The sequence below is a fragment of the Clostridioides sp. ES-S-0006-03 genome (assembly GCF_020662275.1).
Lineage (GTDB): Bacteria > Bacillota > Clostridia > Peptostreptococcales > Peptostreptococcaceae > Clostridioides.
On sequence record NZ_JADGMM010000007.1, the window covers coordinates 178,257 to 194,158 of the forward strand.

The 15,902-nt window shown below is 29.5% G+C and carries 20 protein-coding genes; all 20 read left to right on the forward strand.

Annotated features, from left to right (window positions below; all coding sequences use genetic code 11):
• The first annotated feature begins 22 nt into the window (after positions 1-22).
• The 20 genes from IR151_RS11575 to IR151_RS20470 are packed head-to-tail and all read left to right on the forward strand — an operon-like array spanning position 23 to position 15,898.
• On the forward strand, positions 23-1,009 hold the full coding sequence (locus IR151_RS11575) for a flagellar hook-basal body complex protein (protein ID WP_227434676.1): 987 nt from the start codon (positions 23-25) through the stop codon (positions 1,007-1,009).
• A 12-nt stretch (positions 1,010-1,021) separates the two neighbouring features.
• Positions 1,022-1,225 (forward strand): flagellar FlbD family protein, encoded by a 204-nt coding sequence (locus IR151_RS11580; RefSeq protein ID WP_054268815.1) that lies wholly within the window; start codon positions 1,022-1,024, stop codon positions 1,223-1,225.
• The gene (locus IR151_RS11585; RefSeq protein WP_227434677.1) at positions 1,225-2,043 is read left to right on the forward strand and encodes a motility protein A; all 819 of its coding nucleotides are present in this window, start codon (positions 1,225-1,227) and stop codon (positions 2,041-2,043) included. The genes IR151_RS11580 and IR151_RS11585 overlap by 1 nt, the downstream gene beginning before the upstream one ends.
• On the forward strand, positions 2,033-2,728 hold the full coding sequence (locus IR151_RS11590; RefSeq protein WP_227434678.1) for an OmpA family protein: 696 nt from the start codon (positions 2,033-2,035) through the stop codon (positions 2,726-2,728). Before IR151_RS11585 ends, IR151_RS11590 begins: the two co-directional genes overlap by 11 nt.
• Before the next feature lie 11 nt (positions 2,729-2,739).
• Positions 2,740-3,183, forward strand: a complete 444-nt coding sequence (gene fliL / locus IR151_RS11595; RefSeq protein ID WP_227434679.1) for a flagellar basal body-associated protein FliL — start codon at positions 2,740-2,742, stop codon at positions 3,181-3,183.
• Positions 3,184-3,197: 14 nt separating this feature from the next.
• Positions 3,198-3,572, forward strand: coding sequence for a flagellar biosynthetic protein FliO (locus IR151_RS11600; RefSeq protein WP_227434680.1), 375 nt, complete (start codon positions 3,198-3,200; stop codon positions 3,570-3,572).
• The gene (gene fliP / locus IR151_RS11605) at positions 3,573-4,238 is read left to right on the forward strand and encodes a flagellar type III secretion system pore protein FliP (protein ID WP_227434681.1); all 666 of its coding nucleotides are present in this window, start codon (positions 3,573-3,575) and stop codon (positions 4,236-4,238) included. It abuts the gene before it with no gap.
• A gap of 12 nt (positions 4,239-4,250) precedes the next feature.
• Positions 4,251-4,520 carry a flagellar biosynthesis protein FliQ gene (gene fliQ, locus IR151_RS11610; protein WP_009888090.1) on the forward strand — a complete coding sequence of 90 codons (270 nt, stop codon included), beginning with the start codon at positions 4,251-4,253 and terminating at the stop codon, positions 4,518-4,520.
• An 11-nt stretch (positions 4,521-4,531) separates the two neighbouring features.
• On the forward strand, positions 4,532-6,346 hold the full coding sequence (locus tag IR151_RS11615) for a fused FliR family export protein/FlhB family type III secretion system protein (RefSeq protein ID WP_227434682.1): 1,815 nt from the start codon (positions 4,532-4,534) through the stop codon (positions 6,344-6,346).
• An 8-nt stretch (positions 6,347-6,354) separates the two neighbouring features.
• Positions 6,355-8,430, forward strand: coding sequence for a flagellar biosynthesis protein FlhA (flhA, locus tag IR151_RS11620; RefSeq protein WP_227434683.1), 2,076 nt, complete (start codon positions 6,355-6,357; stop codon positions 8,428-8,430).
• Complete coding sequence (flhF, locus tag IR151_RS11625) at positions 8,408-9,421, forward strand: flagellar biosynthesis protein FlhF (RefSeq protein ID WP_227434684.1); 1,014 nt, start codon at positions 8,408-8,410, stop codon at positions 9,419-9,421. The genes flhA and flhF overlap by 23 nt, the downstream gene beginning before the upstream one ends.
• Positions 9,418-10,296, forward strand: a complete 879-nt coding sequence (locus tag IR151_RS11630; protein ID WP_227434685.1) for a MinD/ParA family protein — start codon at positions 9,418-9,420, stop codon at positions 10,294-10,296. Before flhF ends, IR151_RS11630 begins: the two co-directional genes overlap by 4 nt.
• A 13-nt stretch (positions 10,297-10,309) precedes the next feature.
• Positions 10,310-11,011, forward strand: a complete 702-nt coding sequence (locus tag IR151_RS11635) for a sigma-70 family RNA polymerase sigma factor (RefSeq protein WP_227434686.1) — start codon at positions 10,310-10,312, stop codon at positions 11,009-11,011.
• A 15-nt stretch (positions 11,012-11,026) separates the two neighbouring features.
• Positions 11,027-11,449 (forward strand): flagellar protein, encoded by a 423-nt coding sequence (locus tag IR151_RS11640; protein WP_227434687.1) that lies wholly within the window; start codon positions 11,027-11,029, stop codon positions 11,447-11,449.
• A complete protein-coding gene (locus IR151_RS11645; RefSeq protein WP_227434688.1) occupies positions 11,434-11,619 on the forward strand; it encodes a flagellar protein in 186 nt (61 codons plus the stop codon). Before IR151_RS11640 ends, IR151_RS11645 begins: the two co-directional genes overlap by 16 nt.
• A gap of 40 nt (positions 11,620-11,659) precedes the next feature.
• A complete protein-coding gene (locus IR151_RS20465) occupies positions 11,660-12,433 on the forward strand; it encodes a flagellar hook-basal body complex protein (RefSeq protein ID WP_227434689.1) in 774 nt (257 codons plus the stop codon).
• 20 nt (positions 12,434-12,453) lie between these two features.
• Positions 12,454-13,215 (forward strand): flagellar hook-basal body complex protein, encoded by a 762-nt coding sequence (locus IR151_RS11655; protein ID WP_227434690.1) that lies wholly within the window; start codon positions 12,454-12,456, stop codon positions 13,213-13,215.
• Between the two features lie 22 nt (positions 13,216-13,237).
• The gene (locus IR151_RS11660; RefSeq protein WP_227434691.1) at positions 13,238-14,119 is read left to right on the forward strand and encodes a FliM/FliN family flagellar motor switch protein; all 882 of its coding nucleotides are present in this window, start codon (positions 13,238-13,240) and stop codon (positions 14,117-14,119) included.
• Positions 14,120-14,121: 2 nt separating this feature from the next.
• The gene (locus IR151_RS11665; protein ID WP_413926673.1) at positions 14,122-14,496 is read left to right on the forward strand and encodes a FliM/FliN family flagellar motor switch protein; all 375 of its coding nucleotides are present in this window, start codon (positions 14,122-14,124) and stop codon (positions 14,494-14,496) included.
• Positions 14,497-14,527: 31 nt separating this feature from the next.
• Positions 14,528-15,898, forward strand: a complete 1,371-nt coding sequence (locus IR151_RS20470) for a tetratricopeptide repeat protein (protein ID WP_227434692.1) — start codon at positions 14,528-14,530, stop codon at positions 15,896-15,898.
• Positions 15,899-15,902: the final 4 nt, after the last annotated feature.

The following is a 15,902-nucleotide window of genomic DNA, read 5'->3' on the forward strand; positions in this document are numbered from 1 at the left end:
AAATTAGAAAAGAGGTAAATTCATGATAAAAGCGATGTATTCAGGTGTAAGTGGAATGAAAGCAAATCAAACTAAACTAGATGTAATAGGTAACAATGTAGCAAATGCTGGGACTACTGCTTTTAAGAAAAGTTCAGCTAGAATAACAGATTCATTTTATCAAACTGTACTATATGCAAGTGCTCCAACAGCTGCATTAGGGGGAACAAACTTAGGACAAGTAGGTGTAGGTAGTAAGATATCAAGTATAAATAAAGATATGACACAAGGAAATGTACAGCCAACTAATAGACCATCAGATTTAATGATAGATGGAGATGGGTATCTTCCAGTAGTAAGGCAAGGTACAGTTATGTATACAAGAGATGGTTCTTTTAACTTAGATACAGGATTTAAAGCAACAGCTGGACCTCTGAACGGTGTCAAAGGTGGAAGACTTGTAAATGGAGATGGGTATATGTTACAAGGTGAGGTTTATAAGGGTACATATAATGCTACTACTGGTGAATTTACTAAAAATGCTACTGCAGAAGGAAAAGAACCCATTGTAATTCCTCTTCAAAGTATAAGTCCTAAAGATGGTACAGTACAAAATGTACTGGAGTACAATATATCAAAAGATGGTACAGTAGAATTTTTATTGAGTGATGGTCAAAGAACTCAGTTTGTGTATGATATTCCTGACAATTCTGAAGTAGGAAAAGTACCAAATCCTGCAATAGCAACTAATGATGGAAAACTTCAAAAAGTACAAACATATGCATTTCAAAATCCAGCAGGACTAGATGCAGAAGGAGGAAACTTATACAAGCCATCAGCAAACTCAGGGGATCCACAAATAGCAGGAGCTACAGGAACAATAATACAAGGAGCAATAGAAGCTTCCAATGTAGACATAGCAGAAGAATTTACAGAAATGATAATAGCAAGTAGGTCTTTCCAAGCAAACAGTAAAATAATATCTACATCAGATGAGATACTTCAAGAAATAATAAGTCTTAAGAGATAGTAGGTACATAGCATGATAAGAGTAACAGACTTAAACGGAAGAAGCTACATATTAAACTCAGACCTTATAGTAAGAATTGACTCCGTTCCAGAAAGTAGAATATTACTTACAACAGGAGAAAAGAATCTTGTAAAAGAGTCTGTAGATGAGATAGTAGATAAAGTGATAAAGTATAAAAGGAAAATAAATGTAGGTTATATTAGGAGCGAAAAGTAATGAAAAAAACAGATTCACTGACATTCATTGGACTAATATTATCTACAGTATTAGTTTTATTTGGAGCAGTAAAAGGAAGTAGTTCAGGATTAAAAAGTTTCTTTGATTTTTCATCAATATTAATAACAGTATTTGGGTCATTTGGAGCGTTGATGATTACATTTACTATTGATGACATGAAACTTATAAAAAATGCATTACAATACTCATTTAAAACAACGAGTATATCAAGATTAGACTTATTGAATCAATTTAAAGCACTTTCAAAAAAAGCAAGAAGAGAAGGTCTTTTGTCAATAGAAAGTGATGTAATGAAAATACAAGACCCATTTATGAAAAAAGGATTAGAGTTATGTATTGATGGCCTGGAAGTCAATGAAATAAGGTCTATATTAGAATTAGAGATAGATTCTGTTGAAGATACAAATAACAGATATTCAAAGATATTTAAAACTTGGGGAACATTTGCACCTGCATTTGGAATGTTGGGGACTCTAATCGGTCTTATACAAATGCTATCTGACCTTACGTCACCAGATTTGATTGCTTCTGGTATGGGAAAGGCGTTAATTACAACATTTTATGGTTCTCTACTTGCAAATATTGCTTTAAATCCAATTGCATATAACATAGATGAAAAAACGGAAAAAGAAGTTTACATAAAAGAGATGATGCTGGAAGGTATAATAAGCATACAATCTGGTGAAAGCAGTATAGTAGTTGAGGAACGTTTAGCGACGTACCTTTCAAAAACTGAAAAATTACAGTTTATGAAATCCAATAAAAATACAGAAAGAGCAATGAGTAATGGCGCGTAGAAAAAATAAAAAAAAAGATGAGATAAATCCAGATGCATGGTTGGCCACTTATGCAGACACAATAACTCTAATTCTTACATTTTTTGTACTTCTATATGCAACATCAGTTGTAGATATTGAAAAATTTAAAAATATATCAAATGCATTAAAAGGTCAGTTTTCTGGAGTAAGTATGTTTAACACAGGTTCAAGTACAAGTGCGAAGTCTCCAATAGATAGTGGTTTAGTGGATAAAAGTGATAAGTCAGATTTAGAACAAGATTTAAAAGATAAGGTTAATAATTCTAACCTGCAAAATAGTGTAACAGTTAAGGATGATAGTAGAGGGATTTTATTAGAGTTAGATGACTCAATCTTATTTGACTCTGGGAGTTCGGAGTTAAAAGTTGATAGTAAAGCTACTCTAAATAAAGTATATGACATGATAAAAATGATGAAAAATAAGATAGTTATAGAAGGTCATACTGATAATGTACCTGTAAAATCAAGTACACATGAGTCCAATTGGGATTTATCTTCTAGTAGAGCAGTAAGTGTTGTAAGATACTTTGTAGAAGAAAAGGGCATGGACCCTAAATTGTTTTCAGCAACAGGATGTGGAGAGTATCAACCTTTAGTTTCAAATGATACAGCAAAGGGAAGAGCTGAAAATAGAAGAGTTAATATACTTATAACTATCGACTAGGAGGAAGAGTTTTGTTCAAAAATAAAAAAATTATTCTAATTATTTTGATACTGATTGTTTTCTCAGCAGGAGCAGGGTTTTTTATATTAGGTAAAGGTGGAAGTGGACAAATTGATAAGATTATAGGTTTGTTTATTCCAACAGGAAAAGCTAAAGATGAAATAAAGACAGAAAATCTTGATTTAGAAGAAATGGTATTGAAGCTAGCTGATGAAGGTGTAAGATATTTAAAGGTGTCAATAACTGTATCTTATGATGCTTCATATAAAGATATAGAAAAAAATACACCTTTAATTAGAGATAATATTATAAATTGCCTTATGGCAAAAAGAGCAGATGATTTTGCTGCTGAAAACCTAAATAATATAAAAGATGAAATAAAAAATACTTTAAATACAAATTTAGGTGGAAATGTAATACAAAGCATATATTTCACAAATATAGTAGTACAATAAAAGGATGGTAAGACATGATACTTTATTTATTAAAGATATTAATATGTATTCCAATAATTTTAATATTGATAGTCTTATCTTTAAAAATTAGCCAGGGAACTTTATTAAAAAAATACAATGACAAATATGTAAAAATACTAGACATTGTAAGTATAAATAAAAACAATAGCATAATAATTTTAAAAGTAGGTGAAGAAGGATGTATTATTGCATCTTCTTCGGCTAGTATGAATAAGATAAAAGATTTGACCAAAGAAGAAATATCAAAAATAGAAGATGACATTAAAGAGAGAAATTTTAAAATCCAAGATTTTAAAATGGAAAAAATCAAAGCAAAATATGATTTCAGTAGATATATTGGAAAATTTACAAAAAAGGAAGATAAGTAAATGGAACTATTATCAAAATTACCTTTGGCTGACGTACCATATACAAGTTCAATGCAATTGTTTTTATTTCTAACGGCATTAATGTTTTTACCATTTGTAATGTTCATGATGACAAGCTTTGTTAGAATAGTCATAAGTTTATCATTTTTGAAATCAGCATTAGGAGCACAACAAGCAATTCCAAGTCAAGTTTTGGTAGGGCTTGCGATAGTATTGACAATATTTATAATGAGGCCAGTATTAAATGAAATAAACGAAAAGGCATTACAACCATATATGAAAGAAGATATTACTATGGAAAAAGCCATGAAAGAAGCAGAAGTACCTATTAAAGAGTTTTTACTAAAGCAAACTAGACAAACTGACTTAGATTTATTTGTAGAACAAGCAGGGTTAAAAGAAAAAAAATTAACTCGTGAAAATATACCCTTATCTGTTGTAGTTCCAGCTTTTGCAATAAGTGAACTAAAAACTGCTTTTCAAATAGGCTTTTTAATATACATACCATTTTTGATAATAGACCTTGTTGTAGCAAGTGTTTTAATGTCTATGGGAATGTTTATGTTACCTCCAGTTATGATATCATTACCATTTAAGTTGTTATTATTTGTAATGGTGGACGGATGGAACTTGATAGTAAAAACATTGATATTGGGATTTGGATAGGAGAAAAATAATATGAGCGAATTTATGATAATGAGTGTTCTTAAAAATGGTATGTTTACAGGAGCTATGATTGCAGCTCCAGTACTTATTGTTTCTCTTGTAGTTGGACTTTTAATAAGTGTATTTCAAGCTACAACTCAAATCCAAGAGCAAACTTTGACATTTGTACCAAAACTAATAGCAATTCTTTTGGTAGTAGCTATTGGTGGAAGCTGGATGTTACATACTCTTATTAGTTTTACTTCTGAGATATTCAATATGATGTCTCTTATAACTAAGTAAGTAGGATACATATGATTTTTGTATTTATTAGAATAGTAGCCTTCTTTGGAACATTGAGAATGCTATTTCCAGCTGGTACGCCTGCTTTATTTAAGTCACTCTTTGCAATCATTATATCAATATTGATTTCAAGTACTATGCAAATTGAATATGTAACAAATATAGACAATATTGTAATGTTTACTTTATATGGTATAAATGAGACTATAACAGGGATTATTCTTGGATATATAACGAATCTATGTTTTTACAGTATCAGAATGGCAGGTTCTATGATGGACCAACAGATGGGATTATCAATGATTAATATGTTTGACCCAAACTCAATGACTCAAACAACTCTAATTGATAATCTTATGAACTGGACAGCAATTATGATATTTTTTAGCATGGATGGTCACCATATTTTAATTCGAGGTATAAGGTATAGTTTTGAGTTAATTCCAATAGGAAAATCATTTGTAGATAATAATATAGATTATATAATAAACATATTTGTGCAGTGCTTTATAACTGGGTTTAAAATAGCAATACCTATTGTACTTTGTCTGCTTATGGCAGATTTTATATTAGGTCTTATATCAAGAAGTGTACCTCAACTAAACGTAATGATAGTTGGTATGCCATTAAAAATATTGGTTGGTATAGCATTATTTATCATATCAATACCTTTAATTGTCAACCAAATAAGTCATTTATTGAGTCAAATACCAAAGATGTATGAGGGAACTTTTGCACTAGCCCCTATGTTTTTTATGGGTTCAACAGACAAAACAGAAGACGCTACTCCAAAGAAAAGGGGAGAACAAAGAAAAAAAGGTAATATAGCAAAAAGTAGAGAATTACCTGTTGCAATGACCTTATTTGCATTCACTTTGTTAGTCCCTACATTATTTTCATATGTAGTAGACACACTTAAATCTTCACTCAATCATTTTTTAAGCGTGAATTTTTATATGAACATAAATTATTCAAACCTAGAAAACTTAATTATAGTAGGATTAATGGATTTTTTCAAGATATTTTTGCCTATAGCTATTCCATTTTTGGTCTTAGGTGTAGTAGCTAACCTATTTCAAGTGGGAATATTATTTACTGGGGAAACTTTGAAACCAAATTTATCAAAATTAAATCCAATTAGTGGATTCAAAAACATGTTTTCTATGAGAAGTTTATCAACTTTAATAAAGGATACAGCAATTATATCTGTCTTAGCTTACATAGGATATAAATTTTTTCAAGATAATTATTTAGATATCTTAAAACTAGGGAATATATACTTACCAACTTTAATGTATACAGTTAAAGACTTAGTATATTCCATATTAAGTAAAATTTGTATAGCTATGATAGTTATAGCAGTTGCAGATTATTTTTATCAAAGGTATAGTCATAAAAAACAACTGAGAATGACAAAACAAGAAGTTAAAGATGAATATAAAAACTCAGAAGGAGACCCAGAAATAAAAGCTAAGATAAAACAAAAACAAAGACAAATCTCATCTCAAAGGACTATGCAAGCAGTACCAAGCGCTACTGTAATAGTAACCAATCCAACTCACTTATCTATAGCAGTGAGATATGAAAAAGGGAAGGACCAAGCTCCAGTAGTAGTGGCAAAAGGTGCAGATTATTTAGCTTTTAAAATAAGGGAAATCGCAAAGGGAAATGACATCCCAATAATAGAAAATAAACCCATTGCTAGGTTGTTATATAAGCAAGTAGAAATAGACCAAGAAATTCCAGAGGACATGTATCAAGCTTTTGCAGAGATCTTAGTAGCAGTATATAAAATCAAAAATAGATACAAAGTCCCAAAAAGGTAGGATAAGTAATGAATAAGTTTAATCTAAAAGAACATATGGACGTAATAGTGGCTTTTGGTGTTGTAGGAATTGTTCTTATGATGATAGTGCCATTACCTACATTTATATTAGATATTTTACTGGCAATTAACATAAGTTTATCTGTGCTAATTTTATTAATGACATTATTTACAACAAATGTACTTGATTTATCTATATTTCCAACAGTGTTACTTGTTACAACACTATTTAGATTGGGATTAAATCTTTCATCAACTAGATTAATTTTAACTCAAGGATACGCAGGTGAAGTTATAGAGGCATTTGGAAGTTTTGTTGTAGGTGGAAATTACGTAGTAGGGATAATTATATTCCTAATTATATTAATTGTTCAATTTGTCGTTATAACTAATGGTTCTGGAAGAGTATCTGAAGTAACAGCTAGATTTACGTTAGATGCCATGCCAGGGAAGCAGATGAGTATAGATGCAGATTTAAATGCAGGAGTTATAGATGACAAAACTGCTAGAAAAAGAAGAAAAGAACTCCAACAAGAAGCTGATTTTTATGGTTCTATGGATGGTGCAAATAAGTTTGTAAAAGGAGATGCTATAGCAGGTCTTATAGTAACAGCAATAAATATAATAGGAGGAATTGTAATAGGAGCTGTAATGCTAAACATGACTCTTATGGGTGCAGCTCAGACTTATGTAAGACTTACTATAGGTGATGGACTTGTAAGCCAGATACCAGCTCTACTAATATCCACATCAGCTGGTATAATCGTAACAAGAGCTTCGACTGATGAAAACTTTGGTGACTTAGTAGGTAAGCAATTAACAGCAATACCAAAAGCAGTAATGATGACTGGTTGTGTTTTAATTATACTTGGTATGATGCCTGGATTACCCAAGCCAGCGTTTTTTTCACTGGGAATAGGTGCAATAGCAGCAGGTTACTTCTTAGGAAGAGAAAAGAAGGATACCTTAGAAGATTTAGATTTTGAAAAACCTGATATGGTAAATCCAGACAAAAACGAAGTAGAAGATGTAACAAACTTAATAAATGTAGAAGCTATAGAAGTAGAAATTGGATATGGCTTAATATCTTTAGCTGATGAATCAGCAGGAGGAGATTTACTTCAGAGAATAGCATCAATAAGAAGACAATGTGCCATAGACATGGGTATAGTTGTACAACCTATAAGAATAAGAGATAATTTACAACTAAATCCAAACCAATATAACATAAAGATAAAAGGTAATGTAGTTGGTGGATATGAGATAATGCCTAATATGGTTTTATGTATGGACCCTATGAATCAAGGTTTTAATATATTTGGAATAAAGACAATTGAGCCTACTTTTGGAATAGAGGCACTTTGGATAGAAAGTGATAAGGTAGAAGATGCAGAGTTAAAAGGTTATACAGTTGTAGATTCATCCACAATACTTATAACCCATTTACTAGATATAATAAAATCCAATGCACATGAGTTACTGGGAAGACAAGAAGTTAAGACTATTATAGATGCAGCAAGAGAAAATTATAGTGCTGTAGTTGATGAGTTGATACCAGACTTAATGACACTTGGTGAAGTTCAAAAAGTACTTAAAAATCTGTTGAGAGAAAAAGTAAATATAAAGGATAGGGTTACAATCCTTGAAACACTTGCAGACCAGTCCAGAAACACAAAAGACATAGAGCTTCTTACTGAATATGTGAGAATAGCTTTAGCTAGAAGTATTTGTACGAATTTGGTGGATGAAGATAAGTCAATTGTAGTGGCTACATTATCTCCAGAAACAGAGGAATTGGTATCTAATAATTTACAAAGGTCTGTAAATGGAACTTATCCAGCTGTTGACCCAGAAAACACAAACAAAATATTTGAGAGTATACAAGATGTAATAGGTAATGTATATTTCAATCATAATATACCAGTAATAGTAGTATCACCAAAGATAAGAGCACCATTTAGAAAACTAGTTGAGATTGTATATCCTAATTTGACTGTACTATCATTAAATGAAATACCTAATGATGTTAAAATCAAAGCAGAAGGTGTGGTGAGCATATATGATGACGAAAAAGTATACAGCTAATACAATTCAGGATGCTATGAATCTAGCCAAAATGGAATTGGGTGACAATATTACATTAATAGATAAAAAAGAAGTAAGAAAATCTGGAATACGAGGTATTTTTTCAAAGAGAGATATCGAATTAACTGTCGGATGGGAAAAGAGAGATAATGTAGAACAAAATGACTTGAAACGAGAGGTAGAACAATTAAAGTCAATTATAAGTAATATGGGGTTTGATAATAAGAATGACAATGATATAGATAAAATATGTAAGAACCTACTAAATCTAGAGTTAAATGAAGAAATTGTAGAGTCCATAAGAACTGACTTACAAGAGATGAAGTTCAATGGAATTGATACAAGTAAAAATTTAGTGGAAAGTCTAAAGAAAAAGATTAAAATAGAAAATCCAACGATAAATGGGAAAATCGCTCTAGTTGGACCACCAGGAGTAGGTAAGACAACTACAATAGCAAAGTTAGCCGCAAAATTAGTATTTGAGGAAAATAAAAAAGTAGGTGTAATAACTATAGATACCTATAGAATTGGCGCTGTGGAGCAGTTAAAGATATATACTGACATAATGAATATTCCTTTTAAAGGAGTAATAAGCCCCGATGAGATGGAGTTGGCGCTTGATGAGATGAAAGATTGTGATGTTGTATTAATAGATACTACAGGTAGAGGATATAAAAATTCTATGCAAATACTAGAAATCAAAAATCTCATAGATAAAGCTGAAACTGATAATATACACTTAGTTTTGAATTGCACAACAAGAGAAAATGATACAAAAGCAATTATAGATTCATATAGAAATGTGAACTTTAAAAGCTTAATAATTACAAAGCTGGATGAAACAATCACATATGGTTCCATCTTTAACATAGTGAATTATGCACAAAAACCAATATCGTATATTACAATAGGGCAAAGTGTTCCTGATGACATTATAAAACCTAATGAAGATAAGATTATAAGATTACTATTAGGAGTTGAAAGTATATGATTGACCAAGCTCAAATCTTGAGAAAGATAGCAATAGAAAAAAGAGGACTTGATGAATTTATAGTGGAGAATGGGAATGCACCTAAGATAATTACAATAGCTTCTGGGAAAGGTGGTGTTGGAAAGAGTAATCTCGCTACAAATTTGTCTATCTGTTTGACTAGGCTTAATAAAAAAGTTCTTATATTAGATGCAGATATAGGAATGTCAAATATAGATATAATAATGGGTGTAAATGTAAAAGGTACGATAATTGATGTAATTAATGGAGAAAAAAATATAGAAGATATAATTTCACGTACTAAATATGGTGTGAATATAATTTCTGGAGGTTCTGCACTTAATCATATAGAAGATTTTACAGAAGCTCAAAGAAATAAGTTTATACATAGCATAGAACAGATTCATGATGTCGATTTTATAATAATTGACACAGGCGCTGGTATGAGTAAAAGTCTATTGTCATTTATATATTGTAGTACTGAATTTTTCTTAATAACAACTCCAGAACCAACATCATTAACTGATGCATATAGCTTACTAAAGGCCATAAGTAATTTTGGGATAAAGAGAAGTGCAAACATAATAATCAACAGGGTAATAAATTTAGAAGAAGCAAAATCTACATACAACAGAATAAAGATGGTTGTAGACAAATTTTTAAATCTTAATTTAGAGTTATATGGATATATAATAGATGATAAAAAAGTAGGAATATGTGTAAAAAAGCAGATACCATTTATTCTGGAATATCCTACAAGTAGCGCTTCAAAGTGTATTATATCTATAGCAAAGAGAATGGTAAGTCAGTCAAGAGAAGATATTGATGAGAATAAGGGTCTACTAAGAAAAATGTTTAGTATATTTAAAAGCTAAGGAGGCGTAGTTAATGAATAGAGAAGAATTAATAAAAGAGAATATGCCTCTTGTAAAGAGTATAGCAAGAAAATTTTTTATACCTGGGAAAGGCTTTGAATATCAAGATTTAGTAAATAGTGGAGTTATTGGATTGATTGATGCAATAAATAAGTTTGATGTTGAAAAAGGAGCAAAATTTTCTAGTTACTCTTATATAAAAATAAAATCAGCTATATTAGATGAAATTAGAAATCAAAGTCCAATCTCTAAGCATAATTTAACTAAAGTAAATAAATATAATAGAGTAGTAGAAAAATTGCAGGCGGAGTTATTAAGAGAGCCAACTTCATATGAAATTGCAAATGAATTAAATATTTCAGAAAAGGAACTTTATGATATCGAAAATAATATAGATATGCTAAATATTGTGTCATTAAACCATGTAATCTTTGAAGATACAAATGAAACTGTACAAGATACAATAAGTGACAGAGATGAAGATATTCCAGCAAATGTAATAGAGGAAGAAGAAAAACTAGAAATTTTATCTCAAGCAATTTGTAATTTAAAGGAAAAGGAAAAATTAATACTTTCACTGTACTATTATGAAGATTTAAATCTAAAGGAAATAGGAAAAGTGCTAGGTGTTTCAGAATCAAGAGTTTCACAACTCCACAGAAAATCAATAAGAAACTTGAGAAGCAAAATAAAAGAACTTAAATATTCTATATAGATGGTGATTGATGTGATGATACAAATTATATTAATAGTAGTGTCTATTTTGATAATAGTAACTATAATATCAAATTTACATAAGGAATCGAAAAACAAAGATAACAGGTACTTTGACAAAATATTTGAACAGGAATATGAGGCAAATGATAGATTGATAGTTGCAGAAAAAAGAAGATTCTTTTTAGATAAAGTACTTGCTGAAATAAGAAGTAATAATCATATAAAAGTTTATGAAAATTATAACTTAATAAAAACTAATGAAGAAAAAAAAGACAGTATCTTTATAGAATCAAGACAGGAAATAAAACAAGAAAATGAGCTATCTCTTAAAGTGAAACATCTTATAAATTCTGGTTATGATGATGTGGAAATATGCAAGATGCTAGATATTGGAAAGGGTGAGCTGTCATTAATAAAGAGTTGTTACAAAATATAAGAATATTATTATTTGATAAAAAAGTACTTTTAGGAATAGGGATTGGTATATTAATATCGACTTTATGTATAATGCTTTTTAGTAATAATGATATGAGCAAAGCAGAGATAGAAAAAAAGGCCAGAGCATTAGGGATGAAATATTCAAGTGAGATGAAAGTTTTAGAATAAATAATCTTGTTAAACAATTTACGAAAAAGGAGGTCATGATGTGATAAGAGGATTATATACAGCTGTTTCGGCTATGATAACAAATCAGCAAAAGCAAAATGTTGTTGTCAATAATCTAGCCAATATGGACACTAATGGATATAAAAGTAAACAGCTTTTAACCAAGAGTTTTGATTCATTGAAATTAGAAGCTTACAATAACTACGTAAATGGAACTAAACAAAAGCAAGAGATAGGTGAAATAAGTCCAGGTATTTCCATGGATGAAACTATTACAAATTTTAACCAAGGTCCTATAAAGCAGACTGATAATAAAATGGATGTAGCTATTCAAGGTAAGGGGTTCTTTTTGGTTAGTGATGCAGCTGGGAATCAGTTTTATACTAGAAATGGTAATTTTAGGACAGATAATCAAGGAGACCTTATAACTAGTGAAGGATACTATGTTCTTGGAACAAATACTGTAACTGGTGCTGTGGGTCATATAAATGTAGGAAATAAGAAATTTGAAGTAGCAAATGATAATACAATATCACTGGACGGAAATGCTATGTACAAATTTAATATGGTAGATTTTAATGACTATAATAAGCTAAAAAAAGAAGGCGATAACCTGTATTCTGGAGAAGGAGCTATAAAAGCAAATAATGCATATACAATACAAAATGCTATAGAGTCATCTAATGTAGATATGGTATCTGAAATCAATAATATGATGACAATTTCAAGAGAATATGAAGCAAATCAAAAGATAATTCAAGCTATGGATTCTAAATTAGCAAAAATAGCAAGCGAGATTGGTTCAGTAAGATAGATAATAGGAGGTGAATTTTTATGTACACAATGTTTTATACTAGTAAAACAGCTTTATCAGCAAATCAAAGTAAACTAGATATAATATCTAATAATATAGCAAATACTGATTCCACAGGATATAAAAAGCTAAATATGGAATATTCTGATTTAGTAGATGAAGTACTAAATAGACCATCTTACCCGACAAATGGTAAAGATATATCAACTGGAACTGGCTCTAAAGCCTCAGCTCCTATGAGAAATTATGAACAAGGAGCATTAGCTCCAACAAATAGTAAAAGTGATTTGGCAATAGATGGAGAAGGATTCTTTAGAGTCATAAGAAATGATGGGACATATGCATATACAAGAAATGGTGGATTTAATGTAGATGCTTTAGGTAAGATTGTAGATGATAGTGGAAATATACTAGATGTCCAATTTGATGCAGGTTATAACTACAATAATACAAATATAACTGATACAAACTTAACCGTTTCAAGAAATGGAGATTTATTTGTAGATAATAAAAAAATAGGAACGATAAATTTGTATGAGCCTACAGGAACTCAAAATTTTATATCTGAAGGAGATAGCCTATTTGTTGCAACTGATGCAGGAGAAGTCAAACAAGTTGGAAAAGTTGATATAGTTCAAGGCTACAGAGAAAGGTCAAATGTTTCTTTACAAGAAGAATTTGTTGATTTAATAGCTACTCAAAGAGCATTTCAAATGAATTCAAAAGGAATAAAGACAGCTGATGAAATGTGGCAAATAGCTAATAATTTAAGAGCTAAATAATTATGTAAGGTGAGGAATATTCATGTATGATATGAAAGATTATGATTTCGGCAAACCTCAGAGTTATTCAAGAGAAAATTTAACTTGCTTAAATTTTTTATTAGCTGAATTCTGTAAAAAATATAAAAACTATATAGTTTATGAACTTAAGTGTAATTCTAGTATGGTGGTTGAGAATATAGACCAAGTAAATTATCAAACTTTTTTAGATAAAGTGACATCTTCATGTTTAGTAGTACAAAATTCGATGGAACCTATTATGAAAAACTTTTCTTTTAGAATAGATAGAAGTGTAGCTGATATGTGGATTGATATAACATCTGGAGGAAATGGAGTTACAATAGATACTAACAGAGAACTTACAGAACTTGATAAGAAATTACTTTTACATCTTATGGAGGATTTAGTAAGAAATATGCATTTATTTGAAGGTTTTGAAAACATACAAGTGTTAGATACACATACACATATTAATTTACCACAATTGTGTTCACCAACTGCACCTGTATGTGTTGTAGATTTAAAAGTGCTAAATGATAATAAGCATATTGGTAATGTTTCACTTTGTTTTCCATACAATGCTTTAGAGGCCGTTTTGGAAAATATTTCTGTAGTAGAATTTTTAGATATGGATGCAGGGGATAATTCAGAGGAATTCACTAAGAAAATCTATGATAGTGTATCTAATATAGAATTATCAGTTATTGCAGAGATAGGTAAAGTATCAATTAATGTTGAGGATTTACTTAAACTAGAAGTTGGAGATGTAATAGTAACAAATAAAAAGATAAATGATTATATAGATGTATATGTAGAAAATTCAAAATCATACACAGCAACACCAGGATTTATATCAAGTAAAAAGGGTGTGAAAATAAATGATGCTGTCAAAAAAGAGGTGTAGTTATGGATAATAGTAATCTTATTTCTGATGAAGAAGCAAAAATGTTACTGAATGATAAAATTGAAAAAGAAATTAGTGGAGATGATGAATTAGCTTTAGAAATTTCTGAAACTAATAGAAATAATATAGATAGAATACTTGACCTTAAGTTAGAGTTATCTGTAGTTATAGGAAGAACTAAGATGAGTTTGAGAGATATTTTAAATCTAAATAAAGGTTCTCTTATTGAACTTGATACTTTAGCAGACCAAGATGTAGAAATACTAATAGACAATAAAGTACTGGCTTATGGAAAAGTGGTAGTGGTAGACTTAAACTTTGGTGTAAAAGTAACAAGTATAGTAAGTGAAGAGGACATGGTAAAATCTCTTGTTTAGAAACAAAATCAATTAATACTTATGGCATGAGGTGGTATTTATTTTAAACTTAAATGATGTAAAGAAAGATATATTAAAACTCAATAAAAAAGACTCATGTGTTCTATATAATGAATCTATCGATAATATAAATAATAATTGTATATCAAGTGGATTAAACTTTTTAAAAGAAGCAAGAGATTTAAGCCAAAATGATGTAGATATTTTAAATCTTATAGGTCTTGTAAACCTACTAAAATGTAATTTTGATGAGGCTGTAGAAAGTTTCTATAAGAGTTCCCTTTGCGAAAAAACTGCTCTGTGTGAAAAGTATATAAATATGCTTACATCTGAGGAGTTTTTAATTTTCTTTGAAAAATATAATCAGCTTATAAGATTCATAAATAAAGGAATGTACAAAGAAGCTATACAAGGTTTTAAATTTATAACTGAGCAATATAGTGACTTAATAGAGCCTTATGAGTTACTTGCTTTGATTTATGATAAAGAAGAAGATTACATAAAATTTGATGAATGTTTAGAAGTTTTAAAAAGAATTGATAAAGAAAATCATTTATTAAACCAAGAGAATAATATATTAGATACATATAATAAAAAAATTAAAAGTAATGCAGATGTAGATATTTATGAAAGTGAATTTTCACATAAAAATATTAAACACTCTAAATTTGATGGAACTAAAGATGTTGTTAAGAAAGATAATATAACTGAAAAGCAGAAAAATTTAACTTCTAATGAGAAAAAAAGTATTAAAAAAAATAAATATCTACATTTAGCAATAATATTAGGTATATTATTAATAGGACAAAATATATATAGCTCTTATAAGATGAATAATTTAAAAAATCAGATGTCTGAAAACACTAGTGTTAAAAATGAAGAAAAACTAAATTCTAGCTTAAATGATAAAGAAAATAAGGATAAGACTTCTAATGCAAATAATAATGATAGAAGTGATGACAAAGAAGATGTAAATTCTGAAAAAAATACTGTAGACAATGAAAGTGATAAAAATACTGATTTATTTACAGAAGATGAATTGATGTCTAAAGCGAATAATTTAAAGAAGGAAAAGAAAACCAAGTCCTCTATACAATTATATAAAAAGGTAGTAGATACTGGTGAAAATAAAGGCAATACATCAGAGGCAACTTATCAAGTAGCTATTCTTAGTGAAAAATTAAAAGACTATAATACTGCTGAAGAATATTATAAAATGTATGTAGAAAATTACTCAGAAGAAGATGCCTATTTTGATGAATCGTATTATAATTTAGGTATGATGTATTATAATAAAGGTGATTTAAAAAACTCTAAATTGACATTAAAAAAACTAGTTAATAAGGTTCCTAATAGTATGTATAATAACTCAAAGGTAAAGGAAATTTTAAAAGAGGAATAAAAAA